The 15,736-nt window shown below is 63.6% G+C and carries 16 protein-coding genes; 6 read left to right on the forward strand and 10 right to left on the reverse strand.

The genetic code is table 11. The annotated features are described in order from the left end of the window. Positions 1 to 32: 32 nt before the first annotated feature. From ABIB99_RS00675 to ABIB99_RS00685, 3 genes are all read right to left on the reverse strand, one after another. Positions 33 to 1,421, reverse strand: a complete 1,389-nt coding sequence (locus tag ABIB99_RS00675; RefSeq protein WP_063984876.1) for a hypothetical protein — start codon at positions 1,419 to 1,421, stop codon at positions 33 to 35. Positions 1,422 to 1,746: 325 nt separating this feature from the next. Further along, on the reverse strand, positions 1,747 to 2,016 hold the full coding sequence (locus ABIB99_RS00680; protein WP_063984875.1) for an HGGxSTG domain-containing protein: 270 nt from the start codon (positions 2,014 to 2,016) through the stop codon (positions 1,747 to 1,749). Then, a complete protein-coding gene (locus ABIB99_RS00685) occupies positions 2,013 to 2,684 on the reverse strand; it encodes a hypothetical protein (RefSeq protein WP_283018521.1) in 672 nt (223 codons plus the stop codon). Before ABIB99_RS00685 ends, ABIB99_RS00680 begins: the two co-directional genes overlap by 4 nt. Before the next feature lie 422 nt (positions 2,685 to 3,106). On the opposite strand from ABIB99_RS00685, the gene ABIB99_RS00690 reads away from it, so the two are divergent. After that, positions 3,107 to 4,081 carry a Bug family tripartite tricarboxylate transporter substrate binding protein gene (locus ABIB99_RS00690; RefSeq protein ID WP_354174354.1) on the forward strand — a complete coding sequence of 325 codons (975 nt, stop codon included), beginning with the start codon at positions 3,107 to 3,109 and terminating at the stop codon, positions 4,079 to 4,081. A gap of 157 nt (positions 4,082 to 4,238) precedes the next feature. On the opposite strand, the gene ABIB99_RS00695 is transcribed toward ABIB99_RS00690, so the two are convergent. The 3 genes from ABIB99_RS00695 to ABIB99_RS00705 all read right to left on the reverse strand — a co-directional run bounded on the left by ABIB99_RS00695 (position 4,239) and on the right by ABIB99_RS00705 (position 6,794). After that, positions 4,239 to 4,514 (reverse strand): hypothetical protein, encoded by a 276-nt coding sequence (locus tag ABIB99_RS00695; protein WP_063984872.1) that lies wholly within the window; start codon positions 4,512 to 4,514, stop codon positions 4,239 to 4,241. A gap of 79 nt (positions 4,515 to 4,593) precedes the next feature. Continuing rightward, entirely contained in the window at positions 4,594 to 5,451 is an 858-nt protein-coding gene (locus tag ABIB99_RS00700; protein WP_354174357.1) for a VOC family protein, read from the reverse strand. 152 nt (positions 5,452 to 5,603) lie between these two features. Further along, on the reverse strand, positions 5,604 to 6,794 hold the full coding sequence (locus ABIB99_RS00705) for a urate hydroxylase PuuD (RefSeq protein ID WP_354174359.1): 1,191 nt from the start codon (positions 6,792 to 6,794) through the stop codon (positions 5,604 to 5,606). A 236-nt stretch (positions 6,795 to 7,030) separates the two neighbouring features. Here ABIB99_RS00705 and ABIB99_RS00710 point away from each other — a divergent pair, with 236 nt between their 5' ends. After that, the gene (locus ABIB99_RS00710; RefSeq protein WP_354174361.1) at positions 7,031 to 8,371 is read left to right on the forward strand and encodes a PQQ-dependent sugar dehydrogenase; all 1,341 of its coding nucleotides are present in this window, start codon (positions 7,031 to 7,033) and stop codon (positions 8,369 to 8,371) included. 45 nt (positions 8,372 to 8,416) lie between these two features. Here ABIB99_RS00710 and ABIB99_RS00715 read toward each other — a convergent pair whose 3' ends face one another. Genes ABIB99_RS00715 through ABIB99_RS00725 form a run of 3 tightly spaced genes read right to left on the reverse strand, consistent with a single transcriptional unit; the run spans position 8,417 to position 10,597 of the window. Then, complete coding sequence (locus tag ABIB99_RS00715) at positions 8,417 to 9,217, reverse strand: SDR family NAD(P)-dependent oxidoreductase (protein ID WP_354174363.1); 801 nt, start codon at positions 9,215 to 9,217, stop codon at positions 8,417 to 8,419. Position 9,218: 1 nt separating this feature from the next. Beyond that, positions 9,219 to 9,773 carry a carboxymuconolactone decarboxylase family protein gene (locus tag ABIB99_RS00720; RefSeq protein WP_354174365.1) on the reverse strand — a complete coding sequence of 185 codons (555 nt, stop codon included), beginning with the start codon at positions 9,771 to 9,773 and terminating at the stop codon, positions 9,219 to 9,221. A gap of 11 nt (positions 9,774 to 9,784) precedes the next feature. Next, the gene (locus ABIB99_RS00725) at positions 9,785 to 10,597 is read right to left on the reverse strand and encodes an SDR family NAD(P)-dependent oxidoreductase (RefSeq protein ID WP_354174367.1); all 813 of its coding nucleotides are present in this window, start codon (positions 10,595 to 10,597) and stop codon (positions 9,785 to 9,787) included. A 233-nt stretch (positions 10,598 to 10,830) separates the two neighbouring features. Here ABIB99_RS00725 and ABIB99_RS00730 point away from each other — a divergent pair, with 233 nt between their 5' ends. Genes ABIB99_RS00730 through cyoD form a run of 4 tightly spaced genes read left to right on the forward strand, consistent with a single transcriptional unit; the run spans position 10,831 to position 14,681 of the window. Continuing rightward, complete coding sequence (locus tag ABIB99_RS00730; RefSeq protein WP_166088820.1) at positions 10,831 to 11,664, forward strand: cytochrome ubiquinol oxidase subunit II family protein; 834 nt, start codon at positions 10,831 to 10,833, stop codon at positions 11,662 to 11,664. Further along, positions 11,654 to 13,654: a cytochrome o ubiquinol oxidase subunit I gene (cyoB, locus tag ABIB99_RS00735; RefSeq protein WP_354174370.1), complete on the forward strand. Its 2,001-nt coding sequence runs from the start codon at positions 11,654 to 11,656 to the stop codon at positions 13,652 to 13,654. The genes ABIB99_RS00730 and cyoB overlap by 11 nt, the downstream gene beginning before the upstream one ends. Next, positions 13,654 to 14,295, forward strand: a complete 642-nt coding sequence (locus ABIB99_RS00740; protein WP_028150138.1) for a cytochrome (ubi)quinol oxidase subunit III — start codon at positions 13,654 to 13,656, stop codon at positions 14,293 to 14,295. Before cyoB ends, ABIB99_RS00740 begins: the two co-directional genes overlap by 1 nt. Beyond that, a complete protein-coding gene (gene cyoD / locus ABIB99_RS00745) occupies positions 14,292 to 14,681 on the forward strand; it encodes a cytochrome o ubiquinol oxidase subunit IV (RefSeq protein ID WP_028150137.1) in 390 nt (129 codons plus the stop codon). The genes ABIB99_RS00740 and cyoD overlap by 4 nt, the downstream gene beginning before the upstream one ends. Positions 14,682 to 14,894: 213 nt before the next feature. Here cyoD and ABIB99_RS00750 read toward each other — a convergent pair whose 3' ends face one another. Next, positions 14,895 to 15,683 (reverse strand): thermonuclease family protein, encoded by a 789-nt coding sequence (locus tag ABIB99_RS00750; RefSeq protein WP_354174372.1) that lies wholly within the window; start codon positions 15,681 to 15,683, stop codon positions 14,895 to 14,897. Positions 15,684 to 15,736: the final 53 nt, after the last annotated feature.

Raw genomic sequence — 15,736 nt, forward strand, 5'->3', positions numbered from 1 at the left:
CATGATGATGCCTTCGGCGCTTCTCGCCCCGGTCACCCCTTGGCAGCAACGTACCCATAAAAATTCATAAGAAAGTCCCGAACGGCGAGGGGCTTGACGGCACCGGTTTTTTCCTGCGGATGCGGTATCACGTAGTCTCCATCGCCATATGAGAAGACCTTCGCCTTCACGTACCCGTTCATCACTTGTATCTTCTCGCGCAGCACGACCCAGTGCATTGTAAACGCGGAGCCTTTATCGGACTGGTCGTCATAGTCGATCATATTGGCGCTTATGAAAAGACATACGCGATATCCGCTGTCGAGCAGCCGGTTGGCTTCGTTTACATCGTCGATGTCTTTGTTGTATCGCGAAATGTTGGTATTCTCCCGCACGTCCCGGTATCCTGCCTTGCGAAACCATTGCTCCATTTCGCTCGGCAGGGTGACACCCGCAAGATCGCTGATCTTGCCTGTGTCGTCGAAATCGAGGAACCAGTTCTCCGAATCGCGTATGGAGGCGCATGTCAGCCAATCGACGTGGTCCAGCGACCAGGGTGGCGTGAAGTTCCTCACATCCTTTCCCGGCTTGATCAGCAGGCGGCCAAGGTTCGCCTGCCCCTTCTGATAGAGATCGATCGCGAACCGCGCGTAAGACCCTGGCTTGTCGGACGCGTAGCCGAACATCAGGGCGGATGGCCCGCACAGACTTCCCTGATCTTGATTGATGAGGCTCGGCTTCGCAATGCGCCTGAGAATACCTATGCCGACGCGGTGTGGGTCGAGCTTCGGAAAGAACGTCGTCCTCGTGTTTTTCAGGAAATCGCAGACCATTTCCGCGGCTAGTTTTTTCTGGTCGGAATTGAGGTCGTACGGTCCGATCCCGCGCTTCTCCTTGTATTCTTCTCCGACGAAGAGCGTGATGAGCTTTTTCGAGGTGGGGGAGAGCGTTCTGGAGGTGTTCGCAATGGTGGTCAGGTCGTCCAGCTCGAATGCGGTGACCATGCCGTCTGCGACGGTAGCCCGGATGATGTCAACGATCTCTGCGTAGTCCAGCTTTGAATCGTCGATGAGGCCTTTGCGAAGTGCAGCATCGACGGAAGGAGTCGCGATTGCGTCCCATTGGCCCTTTGGCAGGGCGGGCTTGGCAGCCGCCTTCGTCGACAGTTCAACGAGCCGACTGAATGTCGGGCCGGCAGGCCGAACATAGCCGTCAGGCGTGCCGGGAAAGTTCTTCTTTTGGAAGTACAGAATCGAGTTGTAAAGGCCGTCGCTGGCGTAACCGGTCACGACCATCTGTGGTTTAAGCGTGTTCTCGGCGCCGCCGTCGGAAATGGCGATCTTGTTGAGCAGCGAAATGACCAGCTCCTGATCCTTTTTCCAGTTTTGGCAGCTGCGCCCTGTCGTCGCGAACCGTCCGACCTTGTCTTTCAACTGCAGCATATCGCGCCTCCCCGGAACGGGAATGCTGCCTCGAACGTCCTGACATGCAGCCGAGGCAGGCGCTGTGGCAAGTTTTCCCGCTGTAGGGTTGGTCGCCCCTGCCGTCCCTTGTGTTCATTCGCAAGGACAGCGGTCGCCCTGTGGCGAGGTTCACGAATGCGTTATGTCTGCCTATCGGGGTAGACCGGAATTCGTCGGCGCACAGCTAGAATGTCGCGAATGGCCCATCGCGACCTCTTGTGCTGCCGCACGAACCTGGTCGCTATTGGGGCAAAGCAGGCGTAGCCTTCGTCGCATCACGCCGCGGGGTTTATGGGTACACGGCCTAGCCCAGCTCTTGCAGCAGCTTCCGCGTCTCGCCCAGCAGCGCCCGTATCGCCCTTCGTTCTGCGATCCGGTCTTGCGTGAATAGCCCATGCTTCCGCGCATTCTGATTTCCTCTCGGTGCGCCTGACCTCGCGGCGCTGCCATGCATGCGACAGCGGGTCTTGCCGTGCACCGCCGGCGCGAGGCAGGCGGTGCCGCTGCGTGTCCTGGCGCCGCAGCGCGGACTCGCCAGCATCGCAGCCATGTTGCGGGAGTGATCGCCGCTCATGCGCTGGCGCCTTGTGCGGCATCGACCAGTTCATGTTCGCCTTCGCCGGCTTCGTGAGGCGAGATCGATCCTGCTCCCATCGGCGTGTCCGCGACGCCTTGCTCCGTTACGATCATTCCAGCGTGCTGTACGGCGTGGCTCGCGGTGGCTCCCGCGCCATCCTGCACCGTCAGACTCTGCACCGTGATCGCCCGCTCGCCATTGTTGCGGTACCGGTTGAGCGTCTCGACCTGGGCCGGAAAGATTCGCGTTAGCTTGGCGAGCGCGCGTGAGGCGCTGTCCTGCCGCGGGATGTCGTCGGCGAAGGCGAGGCGATGGGCGCAGCGCATCGCCAGGACGTGAATGGAGACCATCTGCGCCGCCAGCATGGCCTCGATGGAGTCCCTCGGCGCGATGCTCTTCATCATCGAGATCATGAAGGCGAGATTGGCCTCGTCCGGCTTCTGCGCAATCACGCTGGCTTTCACCAATTGCTTCAAGATGCCGTGCAGCGCATCGCGGTCGACGGCACCGAGCGCGTCGGCCAGCAGCCGTTCGCCGGTTTTCGGGTCAGGATGGTCGATGGCAATGCGGCGCCTGTAGAGTTTGATGCGCGGGCTCGCAGCCGGGTCGCTGCGATCGGTTGCCGCAACCGGTGGCGTGGTGTGGCGATTTGGGGATGTCGTCATGTGTCGTGTCCTTTGCCGGCGCAGGTGCGCGACCGCCCGCCCGCGTGCTGCGCGCGGCTACCAATTTCGAGATGTCGATGAGAGGCTTACGCGCGATCGCGGCGAGGCGCCCGAGGAGCGGGCGGCTTGGACGCAGGCGATTGTTGCGATGATGCCATCATGCCGGTGTTTTGCCCGACGTGTCAAATTGCATTTCGTGGTATCCGAAGGTGCTTGTCCTGCGCAAGTCCTTGTCCTGACCGGGGCCGGCTACTGTGCATGGGGTTGTTTTCGCATTTTTTGTCTGGATGCGGCTCTCGCGTGCCGCGCGACGGAATGACGGCGCGCAAACGCGATTGCGAAATCCGGCGCGACCGCTAATCATGATCTCCAGAGGCGCCGCACCATGCAAAAGCGGCAGCGCGGGTCCGGGGAGAGAACGAATGCAACGAACGATTCGCCTGCTGGCGATTGTCGCCGGATTGTGCGTGACGACCGAGGCTCTCGCGCAGAAATATCCGACGCGTCCGGTCAAGATCATGGTCGGCTTCAGCGCGGGCGGCCCGGTCGATGTGGTCGCGCGCATCATCGGCGACCGGCTGAGCAACAAGCTCGGCCAGCCCTTCGTGGTCGAGAACCGCGCCGGCGCCAACGGCATGATCGCAGCCGAGGGCCTGGCGCGCGCGGACGCGGACGGCTACACCATCCTCGCCTGCAACTCGTCCACAATCACGCTCAACAAGACGCTGTTCAAGGACGCCCGCTACGATCCGCAAGGGGACTTTGCGCCGCTCACCACCGTCATCTCGGCGCCGCTCGTTCTCGTGGTCAATCCCGAGAATCCCAAGACGGCCAACATCAACACCGTCGCCGATCTGGTCGCGGCGGCGAAGGCCGCGCCGGGCGCGCTCGCCTACGGCTCGGGCGGCAACGGCAACCTTGCCCATCTCGCCATGGAGCTGCTCAGCCAGAAGGCCGGCATCAAGCTGATCCACGCGCCCTATCGCGGCGGCGCGGCATCCGAGGTCGGCATCCTCGCGCAGGAGGTCCTGGCGGTGTTCGATCCCTTGTCCGCCGTCCCGCTGGTGAAGGCCGGCAAGCTGCGCGCGCTCGCGGTGTCATCGGCCGAGCGGCTGCCGGCGCTGCCTGATGTGCCGACCGTCGCGGAGGCCGGCTATCCCGGCTTCGACATCTCGTTCTGGGTCGGCTTCTTCATGCCGAAGGCCGTGCCCGCGCCGATCCGCGAGACGCTGCACCGTGAGATCGTCGCCGCCGCCAAAGATCCGGCGGTGCAGGAGCGGCTTGAGTCGCAAGGCGTCGTCAGCGTGCTCAACCCGGCCGACTACGCCGCGAAGATCGCGAAGGAGACCACGGAGCTTGCCGAGGTCGTCGCGGCCGCGAACATCAAGGCGGAGTAGGGGCGTCAGGGCGAGAGGATCTGCTTGCGGTAGCGGATCAGCGCTCGCTCGATGCGAGGCGCACGGCGCGGACCTTCGCGCCGGTCGTCTTCCTCGATGCGCCGACGGAATCCTCATTAAAGCAGCAGGGAAAACTGGCCGCGAAGCGGGCTTCGAGCTAGTCCTTGGGAAAATCCTTGCGCATCGCGATCTCGGCGGCGTCGCCGGGCGACAGCACGGTCTGCTCGAACGCTGCTTGCGGCTTCGTCATGATGTCGTAGAGCGAGATGCCCTTGATCGGCTTATCCATGAGCACGCGAACGCAGTCGGCGAGCGTGCCGTTGTAGACGAGATAGGGCGGACCCCGGTCCTTCTGTCTCTCGCCTTTCAGCGACGGCCACTTCTTCAGCTCGGCCGGCGCGTCATAGGCGATCGGCGATTCCTCTTTGAACATGCGCTTGGCCTCGGGCGGCGTGGAAAGCCCGAAAGTCCTAGTGCCGCCGGGTAAACGCTCGTTAAAGAATTAGTTAAAATCAGCCGGCAACGAAGGCGAGCAGGGTGCCGTTGGCCTTGGCCGGCGGCACGCAGATCGCAGCCCCGCTGCGCAACGTAGCCGGACCCAGCGCCTTCTCGGTGGCTGCGAGATCGCCGCTGACGAGGACCAGGGCCGCGCCGCCGCGCGCGGAAAGACCGGTGAGCGGCACGCCGGGATAGCGTTTGCCGAGCTGCTCCAGCGTCAAATAGACGAAGTCGGCGCGGTCGCCGCCGGACGGCACGGCGACTGCACCATCGGCTTCCGTCCTCGGTTCGCGGTCGATCAGGCGGCCGAGATGCGCCGCATCCTGCGCGGGCTCGGGCGTTGCGATCAGCGTCTGCCTGATCCGCTTCGCCGCATTGGCGTGCTTCATCAATTCAGGAATCCACACCGTCTCGCGGGTCTTGTGCTGGCAGGCGAAGATGCGCACGCCGCCGGGCGCCTCCGCGGTCGGCCACATGAAGGTGCGGAATTTTGCCGCCGAGATCGTGCCATCGGGTAGCGTCACCGGCCGTTCGAAATCGGTCGGGCCGATCGGCGTCAGGCCGCGCGCACGGATCTCCTCGGCGCCGGCCGCGCTGTCGATCGCCGTGAAGGCGATGCGCTCGATGCCCTCGCCGTGCCTGTCGACGAAGGCGCGGGCCGGTGCGTTGTGCTCGGTCGCCACCAGCACGCCGAGCAGCTCCATATAGTCGGGGTCGAACATGATGGTGTAATTGCCGGTGCCCATATGCGCGCTGTGGGTGCCGCGCGGCGACAGGGTGAAACCGAGCTGCCTGTAGTTTTCGGCGGCCTTGTCGAGGTCCCGAACCATGACCACGGCGTGGTCGATACCGATGATGTTCTTGAGGGCCACTGTTCTTTCCCCGCAGCAAATGCAAACTTGGATATGGACCGCGCCAGCGGCCGCTGGCCCTGTCTACGCCGGATGGGCGATCAAGTCATTTTCAAATCGGGGCCGGATGCGGAATTTCATTTCGCGAAATGCGGTATCGACGCGTGATGGCGTCACTGCGCCTGCTCGATATAGGCGGCGAGAATGGCGCGCTCCTCGCTGGTCATGTCGGTGATGTTGCCCGGCGGCATCGCATTGGACCACGCCGCTACGCGGCCGATCAGGCGGATGTTGCGATGGATGTGCTCGGGCGCGTCGAGCAAGATGCCCTTGGGCGCGGTCACGATGCCGGCCCAGACCGGCTCTGCCGCGTGGCACATGCTGCAACGGGACATCACGATCTCCTCGACATTGGCGCGCGTCGGCAGTGCCGACAGCGCCCCCGTCCGGACCTCGCGCGGGCCTGCGGCGGAGAGCAAGAGGATCGCGATCACGCCCAACGCGGCGACACCCCAAACCCACCACGGCGATTTGCGCCCCGCGTGCCGCTCGTTGAAGAAGTGGCGGATCACGGGGCCGAGCGCCAGAATGATCGCGACGATGATCCAGTTGAAGCGCGTCGCGTAGAGCAGAGGATAGTGATTGCTGATCATCAGCACGACGACGGGCAAGGTCAGGTAGTTGTTGTGAACCGAGCGCTCCTTGCTGGCCTTGCCGAGCTTCGGATCGGGCGACTGGCCCGCGATCAGGCTGGCGACGATCTTCTTCTGGTTCGGGATGATCAGTGCGAACACGTTGGCGACCATGATGGTGCCGATGATCGCCCCGATCTGGTTGAAGGCGCCGCGCCCGCTCAGGACGTGGGTGAAGGCGTAAGTGAGCGCGACCAGGAACAGATAGCCGCCGATGGCAAAGGGCAGCTCGCGCTGCGCAAGCCCGGTGCGGCAGGCCGCCTCATAGAGCAGCCATGCCAGCGCCAGGCTGCAGAAGCTGAACAGCCCGGCCTGGATCGGTGAGAGGTCGAGAATCGACTTGTCGACCAGGAACAGGTCGGCATCGAGATAGTACACCACCACCATCAGCGCGAAGCCGGACAGCCAGGTGGTGTAGGCCTCCCATTTGAACCAGGTCAGCTCCTCCGGCATCTGGCTCGGAGCAACCAGATATTTCATGATCCGGTAGAACCCGCCGCCATGGACCTGCCAGGCCTCGCCCTGCACGCCGTCCGGCAGGTCAGTCTTCGGCTTCAGGCTGAGATCGAGGGCGATGAAGTAGAAGGAACTGCCGATCCAGGCGATCGCCGCCACCACGTGCAGCCAGCGCAGCAGCAGGCTCGCCCATTCCGATATGATGGATCCCCACATGATCACCCCATCAATTGCGACCTGGATGCCGCAGCTTTGATGACCGCAACCGGCGGTCGCGCCCTTACAATGTGTCGCACCGATCTGCCGCATTTTCCAGTACGATGGGCTCCGGCTGATGCACATCGTGCGGGCATGAGCTGACGTGGGATTCGGCAGGTGTTTGTACTGCCGCAGAACATTTGCGGACCTATAAGCGTCGACGTTCAGGACGCGCAGGCTGGGAGGAAGACGACGTGAAAAGCAGGATCTTGTCCGCAGCAACGGCTGCGGGATTGCTGGTCGCGGTTGCTGCCAGCGCGCAGGCCGAGCCGGTTCTGCAGGGCAAGGACGCCTATGGCGATTGGCAGGCCGACAAGCCCGGCACGGTCAGGTTGATCCGGCCGCAGGACCTCGTCAGGCCCGGCGCGACACGGTCGGTTGCGAGCACCGCGCGTGTGGCGTCGCGACCGCCGGAGGCCACGCCACGTGTGCCGGCGGGTTTCAAGATCGAGCTGTTCGCCGAAGGCTTGCGCGCGCCGCGCATTGTGAGGGTCGCGCCGAACGGCGATGTCTTCGTCGCGGAGACGCGGGCCGACGCCATCCGCGTGCTGCGCGCCGGGGATGGCGGCAAGGCCGCGACCAGCGAGGTGTTTGCCAGCGGATTGAGACGGCCGTTCGGCATCGCCTTCTTTCCGAACGGCGACAATCCGCAATGGGTCTATATCGCCAACACCGACAGCGTCGTCCGGTTTCCCTATCAGGCCGGCGATCTCAAGGCGCGCGGCAGGGCGGAGACGATCGTGGCAAGCCTGCCGCATGACGGCAGCCATTCCACCCGCGACATCGTCTTCACGCCCGACAACAAGCGCATGCTGGTCTCGGTCGGCTCGCTCAGCAACGTCGCCGAGGGCATGGGGACGCCGCCGGGCGGGTTGGATGGCTGGTCGAAGACGCAGCCGCTCGGCGCGGCCTGGGCCAGTGAGCTCGAGCGCGCCACCGTGATGGCCTTCACGCCTGACGGCAAGGACCGGAGGATTTATGCCACCGGCATCCGCAATTGCGTCGGTCTTGCGATCGAGCCGCAGAGCGGGCTGCCCTGGTGCTCGACCAATGAGCGCGACGGGCTCGGCGACGATCTCGTGCCCGATTACGTCACCAGCGTGAAGGAGGGCGCGTTCTACGGCTGGCCGTGGTTCTATATCGGCGGCAACGAAGATCCGCGCCATGCCGGCGCGCGGCCGGATCTCAAGGACAAGGTGACGGTGCCCGACGTGCTGATCCAGCCGCACTCGGCTTCGCTCGGCATGACTTTCTATCAGGGCACGCAGTTTCCGTCCGACTATCAAGGCGATGCCTTCGCCGCTGAGCACGGCTCCTGGAACCGCTCCAAGCGCACCGGCTACAAGGTGATCCGTATCAGGATGAAGGACGGCAAGCCCACCGGCGAGTACGAGGATTTCGTCACAGGGTTTGTCGTGAGTGACACGGAGGTCTGGGGAAGGCCGGTTGGTGTCGCCGTGGCGAAGGATGGATCGCTGCTGGTGTCGGAGGACGGCAATGGCACCATCTGGCGGGCGACGCGCGCACCGCAGTGACGCTGTACCCTCCCTCTCCAGGGGAGGGTAAGCAGCGCGCTCGACTTACCCCCGTCTCACACTTGCGCCACCGTCCACCGGCAGCGTCACGCCCGTGATGAAATTCGCCTCGTCCGAGGCCAGGAACAGCGCGGCATTCGCGACATCCCATCCCGTGCCCATCTTCTTGCGCAGCGGCACCTTGCTGTCGCGCTCGGCTTCGACCTCGGCGCGGGTCTTGTGCCACTCGCGGGCGCGGGTGTCCACGGCCATCGGCGTGTTCATCAGGCCGGGCAGGATGACGTTGGCACGGATGCCGTATTCGGCGTTCTGGTAGGCGAGCTGCTCGGTGAAGGCGATCATGGCCGACTTCGTCGCCTTGTAGGCGACGTAAGGATAGGTCGTGATCGCGGCCATCGAGGAGATGTTGACGATGGCGCCGCTTCCTTGCGCGCGCATGATCGGGATCACTTCCTTCGCGGCGAGAATGCAGCTCTTCAGATTGATGGCGACGACACGGTCGAACGCCTCCTCGGTGATTTGAAGCAGCTCGGCATCGCCACCGGACAGGCTGACGCCGACATTGTTGTGCAGCACGTCGATACGGCCCCAGCGCGATTGCGCGTCCGCCACCATCGCCTTGATGTCTGCGGATTTGGTCACGTCGGCCTTGAAGGCCGCGGCGGTGCCTTGCTCCGCTGCGATCAGATCGACCGTTTCCTGCGCCGATTCCAGGTGATGGTCGACGCACAGCACCTTCGCGCCCTCGCGCGCGAAGGTCAGCGCGGTGGCGCGGCCATTGCCCATGCCTTCGCCGGGGCTCTGGCCGGCGCCGACGACGATCGCGACCTTGTCCTTCAAGCGCATGTCACTTCACTCCAGGGATCGGGTACTGCCGGAGTACCTCTTTGTAATACGGTTCGTTGTCGATCTTCATGGTGGCGAGCACGCGCACCACACCGCAATAGAAGGCGATGGTGAGCACGAGGTCGACCATGTGCTCGTCGGAGAGATCTCTCTTGATCTCGGCGAAGGTCGCGTCCGACATCGCGAGCTCGCGCACCATCTCGCGGGCGCCTTTCAGGATCGCCCTGGCGAGCGGCTCCAGCTTCGACGGCTTGCCCTCGGTCTCCGCCATTAGGTCTGCGATGTCCTCGTCGGTGACGCCGAACTCCCTGCCGATCTTCACATGGTGGGTGAATTCGTACTCCGATTTCTCCATCCATCCGACCTGGAGGATCGCAAGCTCCCGCAGCCGCGGGTCGAGCTTGCTCTGGAAGCGGATATAGCCACCGATGCCGTTGAAGGCGCGCGCCATCTCCGGCGAGTTGACCAGCAGCTTGTGCAGGTTGGTGTTGCGCTTGAGCATGTCGCGATAGTCGGGCGCGACCTGGTCGGCCTCGAGATAGGGCAGGCGGGCCATCCGTGTTCCTTTCAGTGTTCCTGTGATTCACGTTCCGGCGCTTGCAGCGTCACGCCGCCGTCGACCACCAGCACCTGGCCGGTGATATAGCGTGCGAAGTTGCTGAGCAGGAATTTGACGGCGTGGCCGACATCCCAGCCGGTGCCTTCGGTCTTGAGGAGCGAGGCCCTGGCGCGGTTGGCGCGGGCCTGCTCGCTCATGCCGCGGGCATAGACCATCGGTGTGTACATCGGACCGGGGCAGATGCAGTTGACGCGGATGTTGTCACGACCGTGATCGACCGCCATCGCGCGGGTCAGGCCGATGATCGCAGCTTTTGAGGTCGTGTAGGTCGTGAGCCCACGCGGCCTGAGCGCCGAGATCGAGGAGATATTGACGATCGCGCCGCCCTTGGCGGTCTTGATCATCGCGGGGATCGCGTGCTTGGAGAGCAGGAACATGGTCTCGACGTTGACCTGCATGACGCGGCGATACTGCTCGGGTGTCTCGTCGACCACGCTGCCACGGCTGCCGATGCCGACATTGTTGTCGAGGAAATCGAGCCGGCCCCAGCGGTCGAGCGTAGCTTCGACCATTGCCTTGCAATCGGCTTCGCTGGTGACGTCGCCGCCATGCGCCGCTGCCGTTCCGCCCTCGTCCCTGATCATCTCCACGGTGCGCTCGGCGAGCTTGAGGTCGCGATCGGCCACCAGCACTTTTGCTCCGGCGCGGGCCAACAGAATTGCTGCAGCGCGGCCGTTGCCGATGCCGTCGCCAGCGGCGCCACCGCCGCTGATCAGCGCCACCTTGCCGGCGAGGCCGGCATCGTCCTCGGGGCCCTGCATGTCGTTTCATCCCAATTATTTTCGTGCAGATTAGCAATCGCCCTGACAGGAGAGAAGGCCGATGGTCCCGCGCAGATGTCATTGACATCGCATGGAATTGCATGCCGCCGGGCGGCACGGCGCGCGATTAAGCGGGCATATCGCGGAACTGTTCTGCCGAGCTTGCGTTTGTTGCGGGGGCTTTTCCGCGCTAGGCTCTCGCCTGGGGTTTCCCAATCGTCAGTGGCTTGCCGATGAATCTGCTCGATCCACAAGGGCCGGTGGCTGCCGCCAACAGCACCATCCTGGTCGATTCCGTCTTCATCATGCTCGTGATTGTGGTGCCGACCATTTTCGCGATTTTGGCCTTTGCGTTCTGGTTTCGCGCGTCCAATCCGAGAGCACGTTACCAGCCTGACTTCGTCTATTCCGGCCGCGTCGAGATGGTGGTGTGGGCGATCCCAGCGCTCACCGTGATCCTGCTCGGCGGCGTCGCATGGATCGGCTCGCACCAGCTCGATCCCGCCGCGCCCGTGCCGGGCACCGGCAGTCCGGTCCGCATCCAGGCGGTCTCGCTCGACTGGAAATGGCTCTTCATCTATCCGGACCAGCGCATCGCCACCGTCAACACGCTGACGGTGCCGGCCGGTGCCGAGCTGAATTTCCAGCTGACGTCGTCGAGCGTGATGAACGTGTTCTTCATCCCGCAGCTTGGCAGCATGATCTACACCATGAACGGCATGGTGACGAAGCTGAACCTGCGTGCCGACAATGAGGGCAAGTTGCAGGGCCTGTCGGCGCATTTCTCCGGCGACGGCTTTCCCGACATGATGTTCGACGTCAACGTGATCTCGCCGCTCGCCTTCCCGGACTGGGTCGCGACCACGGCGAAGACCGATGCCGTGCTGAACGAGGAGAGCTATACGAAGCTGATGCAGCAGGGCATCGAGAAGAACAGGCTGACCTTTCGCCTGGACGATCCCCGTCTGTTCGACCTGATCGCAACCCAGCACATTCCGCCCGGGCCCGGCCCAGAGCTGCTCTCCGATGCCGGCAGGCCGCACAGTGGAGGTCACGATGCTCGGTAAGCTCGATTGGTCGGCGATCCCGTTCGACCAGCCGATACCCCTCGTCGCGGGTGCCGTGGTGCTGGTCGCGATCCTCGGCGTGCTGATCTGGGTCGTCGTGAAAGGGCATTTGCCCTATCTCTGGCACGAATGGATCACCAGCGTCGATCACAAGCGCATCGGCGTGATGTACATCCTGCTCGCTTCTGTGATGCTGCTGCGCGGCGGCAGCGATGCCATCATGATGCGGCTCCAGCAGGCGGTGGCCTACCAGTCGCAGGGCTATCTCCCGCCGGAGCACTACAACCAGATCTTCTCGGCGCACGGCACCATCATGATCTTCTTCACGGCGATGCCGTTCGTGATCGGGCTGATGAACCTGATTGTGCCGCTTCAACTCGGCGTGCGCGACGTTGCTTTCCCAACGCTGAATTCGGTCGGCTTCTGGCTGACCGCGACCGGCGCGCTGCTGGTCAATATCTCGCTCGTGATCGGCGAGTTCGCGCGCACCGGCTGGCTCGCCTTTCCGCCGCTGTCGGAACTGTCCTATTCGCCGGGCGTCGGCGTCGACTACTACGCCTGGTCTCTCCAGATCTCCGGCGTCGGCACCCTGGTCGCCGGCATCAATCTAGTGACCACCGTGCTGAAGCTGCGCACCAAGGGCATGAACTATCTGCGCATGCCGATGTTCTGCTGGACCACGCTGGCCTCCAACCTGCTCATCGTCGCCGCCTTTCCGATCCTCACCGCCACGCTTGCGATGCTGCTGCTCGACCGCTACCTCGGCTTCCACTTCTTCACGAATGAAGCCGGCGGCAACGTCATGATGTTCATGAACCTGATCTGGGCCTGGGGACACCCGGAGGTCTATATCCTCGTATTGCCGGCGTTCGGCATCTTCTCCGAGGTGGTCTCGACCTTCTCGGGCAAGGCGCTGTTCGGCTACCGCTCGATGGTGCTCGCGACTATGGCGATCTGCGTCATCTCTTTCATGGTCTGGCTGCACCATTTCTTCACGATGGGCGCTGGCCCCGACGTCAACGCCATCTTCGGCATCGCCAGCATGATCATCGCGATACCGACGGGCGTGAAGATCTACAACTGGCTGTTCACGATGTATGGCGGCCGCATCCGCTTTGCGACGCCAATGCTGTGGGCGGTCGGGTTCATGGTCACCTTCATCATCGGCGGGCTGACGGGCGTGCTGGTCGCGGTGCCCCCGGCCGACTTCATGCTCCACAACAGCATGTTCCTGGTGGCGCACTTCCACAACGTCATCATCGGCGGCGTGCTGTTCGGCGCCTTCGCCGGCTTCGAGTACTGGTTCCCGAAGGCGTTTGGCTTTCGTCTCGACGAGCGCTGGGGCAAGGCCGCGTTCTGGTTCACCTTCCTCGGCTTCTACGTCACCTTCATTCCGCTCTATGTCGCCGGCATGCTCGGCATGACCCGGCGCATGCAGCATTACGACGTCGCGGCCTGGCGGCCATGGATGTTCGTGGCGGCCGCCGGCATGGCCGTGCTGTCGATCGGCGTGATCTGCCAGATCGTGCAGCTCGTGGTCAGCATCCGCAACCGCGAGGCCCTGCGCGACCGCACCGGCGATCCCTGGGACGGCCGCTCGCTGGAATGGGCGACCTCGTCGCCGCCGCCCGTGTTCAACTTCGCCTTCTATCCGGATGTGCGCGGCGAGGATGCTTATTGGGATCAGAAGGCCCATGCCAAGCAGCAGCAGCTCGAGCATGATCGGCCGGAGTATCAGGATATCGAGATGCCCAGGAATTCGCCGACCGGCTTCGTCTGCGCGTTCTTCGCCACCATCATGGGCTTCGCGCTGATCTGGCACATCTGGTGGATGGTGATCCTGGGCGGCATCGGCGCATTCGCGACCTTCGTCGTGTTCGCCTGGCGCGACCATGACGAATACGTCATTCCGGCCGACGAGGTCGCAGCGATAGACCGCATCAATCTCGAGGAACGGCGCAGCCTCGTCAGCATGGCGGGAGCGCTCTGATGTCGATGACGGCGACAGCTGGCCGCGCGCATGCCGACCCGCACCACATCGGGCTCGTCGTCGAGCATCCAGGCCCGGCATCGAAGCGCATCGTGACCGCCTACGGCTTCTGGGTCTTCCTGCTCTCCGATATCGTGATGTTCTCCTGCTTCTTCGCGGCCTATGCGGTGCTGTCCGGCCAGACCGCGGGCGGCCCCAGCGGCTCGGAGATCTTCGAGCAGCGCAACGTCGCAATCGAGACGGTCTGCCTGCTGCTGTCGAGCTTCACCTGCGGCATGGCCAGCATTGCCGCCGACGTGCGCAACCGGTTCTGGTTCTATCTCGGCATGACCGTGACCTGCGTGCTCGGACTGATCTTTCTCACCATCGAGTTCCGCGAGTTCGCCGACCTCGTCGCACGCGGCTATGGCCCGTCGCGCAGTGCGTTCCTGACGTCCTTCTTCTCGCTGGTGGGCTGCCACGGCCTGCACGTCTCGGCCGGCATATTGTGGCTGCTCACCATGATGGCCCAGGTCTTTGCAAAAGGCTTTCGCGCCGACGTCCTGCGCCGGATGATGTGCTTTGCGCTGTTCTGGCATGCGCTCGACATCGTCTGGGTCGGGGTCTTCTCTGTCGTCTACCTGCTTGGGAGTGCGGTATGAGCGATCAGACGCATGTGCGGACCGGACACGATCTCGCACCGGGCGAGGAAGAGCAACACAGCGTCGGCGAGCGGGTGCTCGGCTATGTCGTTGGGCTCGGCCTCGCGCTGCTGCTCACGGCAACGTCATTCTTCATCGCCGGAACCGACCTGGTCTGGCAGCCATCGATCCCCGTCGCTCTGATCGTGCTGGCGATCGCGCAGATGGGCGTGCACCTCGTGTTCTTCCTGCACATCACGACCGGGCCTGACAACACCAACAACGTGCTGGCGCTCGCCTTCGGCCTTCTGGTCGTCTTCCTGGTCGTCGGCGGCACCGTCTGGATCATGGGGCATCTCAATGCGAACATGCCGCCGATGGACCAGATCATGCCGATGCGGAAATAGGGCGCACAAAAAGAAGAGCCGCTTGTTGTGACAAGCGGCCCAAGTCTAGGGAGGAAACGCCCGAGCAAAGCAATCGGACCGAAGCCGGATTGCTGCCAAGGAACGCTCGCGCAAAGCGCTTGCGTACATATTAGATGTAGCAACCACCGAGAGAGTTCAATTCCGGATCAATACTGTCTCCGGCTACCGCTCACATGCTCGTGACGGGCTTCCTCATTTCGGCCGGCGGCAATTGTAGGCCTTGCGGAAGCCGGCGGCCTGCGCGTCGTCCTCCGAGCAGAACCAGCGGTCCGGCTTGGTGGTCGCTGGATAGCTCGGGCAGCCCCTCAAGTGATAGATGCCGATATTGCCGGTGACACGGGCGCGCACGGCGAGCTTGCCCTTGATGCTGCAACTCGGCGGCATGGTCAGCTCCTCCGGAAACAGCGCCGCGCGGATTTCCTTGTCGCGGTCGGCGCGGCAGGCGGCGCCGAGCAGCGTGCCGTCCTTCTTGCCCATGCGGAATTCTTGCGGTGCAACAAAGCAGCCCTTCCAGATGCCGGCTGACGCGGTTTTGGCATCGGCCGCGGCAGCCTTGACGTTCGCCTTGATCGGCTCGCGGGCGATGGCATAGCCAAGCTTGACCAGCTGCTCGTTCAACGAGACCTTGTCGCCCTCGGCGGTGCAGATCGCCCGGTGCCGTTTGCCGAAGCTCTTTTCCGGCCCGACATCGTCACAGCGCACGCTGCGTTTGTTGATCAGCTTCGCCAGCTGGTCGCGGGCCTCGATGCCGCAGGTCCAGGGATCGGCGTGATCGTCGATGCAGACCTGGTCCAATTCGGGCGCGTCGACGCCGTCGAGGCGGTAGGTGACGTCGCCGAGCTGGATCGAATTGGCGTCCCGGACGGTCGCGGCCGCCGTCAGCGCGGAGGCCGGCCCGGACGAGGCCAGAAACCCGGACAGAGCGAGACACGAAACAAGCGCGAAGGCGCAGGCGGCGGCAAATGAATTCCTAAAGGACATAACGTCTCGCTATCGATTGCTCTGGCGCCTCGTTCCTAGCATCCGGAGGTCGC

It is taken from the genome of Bradyrhizobium sp. LA6.1 (genome assembly GCF_040547805.1).
In the GTDB taxonomy this organism is placed as follows: domain Bacteria; phylum Pseudomonadota; class Alphaproteobacteria; order Rhizobiales; family Xanthobacteraceae; genus Bradyrhizobium; species Bradyrhizobium barranii.

What these genes read in the sequence shown, in the direction of transcription:
- ABIB99_RS00690 (WP_354174354.1), top strand. Translation starts at nt 3,107, where the DNA reads ATGCAACGAACGATTCGCCTGCTGGCGATTGTCGCCGGATTGTGCGTG.
- ABIB99_RS00730 (WP_166088820.1), top strand. Translation starts at nt 10,831, where the DNA reads ATGAATCTGCTCGATCCACAAGGGCCGGTGGCTGCCGCCAACAGCACC.
- ABIB99_RS00695 (WP_063984872.1), bottom strand. Translation starts at nt 4,514, where the DNA reads ATGTTCAAAGAGGAATCGCCGATCGCCTATGACGCGCCGGCCGAGCTG.
- cyoB (WP_354174370.1), top strand. Translation starts at nt 11,654, where the DNA reads ATGCTCGGTAAGCTCGATTGGTCGGCGATCCCGTTCGACCAGCCGATA.
- ABIB99_RS00685 (WP_283018521.1), bottom strand. Translation starts at nt 2,684, where the DNA reads ATGACGACATCCCCAAATCGCCACACCACGCCACCGGTTGCGGCAACC.
- cyoD (WP_028150137.1), top strand. Translation starts at nt 14,292, where the DNA reads ATGAGCGATCAGACGCATGTGCGGACCGGACACGATCTCGCACCGGGC.
- ABIB99_RS00750 (WP_354174372.1), bottom strand. Translation starts at nt 15,683, where the DNA reads ATGTCCTTTAGGAATTCATTTGCCGCCGCCTGCGCCTTCGCGCTTGTT.
- ABIB99_RS00720 (WP_354174365.1), bottom strand. Translation starts at nt 9,773, where the DNA reads ATGGCCCGCCTGCCCTATCTCGAGGCCGACCAGGTCGCGCCCGACTAT.
- ABIB99_RS00675 (WP_063984876.1), bottom strand. Translation starts at nt 1,421, where the DNA reads ATGCTGCAGTTGAAAGACAAGGTCGGACGGTTCGCGACGACAGGGCGC.
- ABIB99_RS00740 (WP_028150138.1), top strand. Translation starts at nt 13,654, where the DNA reads ATGTCGATGACGGCGACAGCTGGCCGCGCGCATGCCGACCCGCACCAC.
- ABIB99_RS00705 (WP_354174359.1), bottom strand. Translation starts at nt 6,794, where the DNA reads ATGTGGGGATCCATCATATCGGAATGGGCGAGCCTGCTGCTGCGCTGG.
- ABIB99_RS00725 (WP_354174367.1), bottom strand. Translation starts at nt 10,597, where the DNA reads ATGCAGGGCCCCGAGGACGATGCCGGCCTCGCCGGCAAGGTGGCGCTG.
- ABIB99_RS00715 (WP_354174363.1), bottom strand. Translation starts at nt 9,217, where the DNA reads ATGCGCTTGAAGGACAAGGTCGCGATCGTCGTCGGCGCCGGCCAGAGC.
- ABIB99_RS00680 (WP_063984875.1), bottom strand. Translation starts at nt 2,016, where the DNA reads ATGAGCGGCGATCACTCCCGCAACATGGCTGCGATGCTGGCGAGTCCG.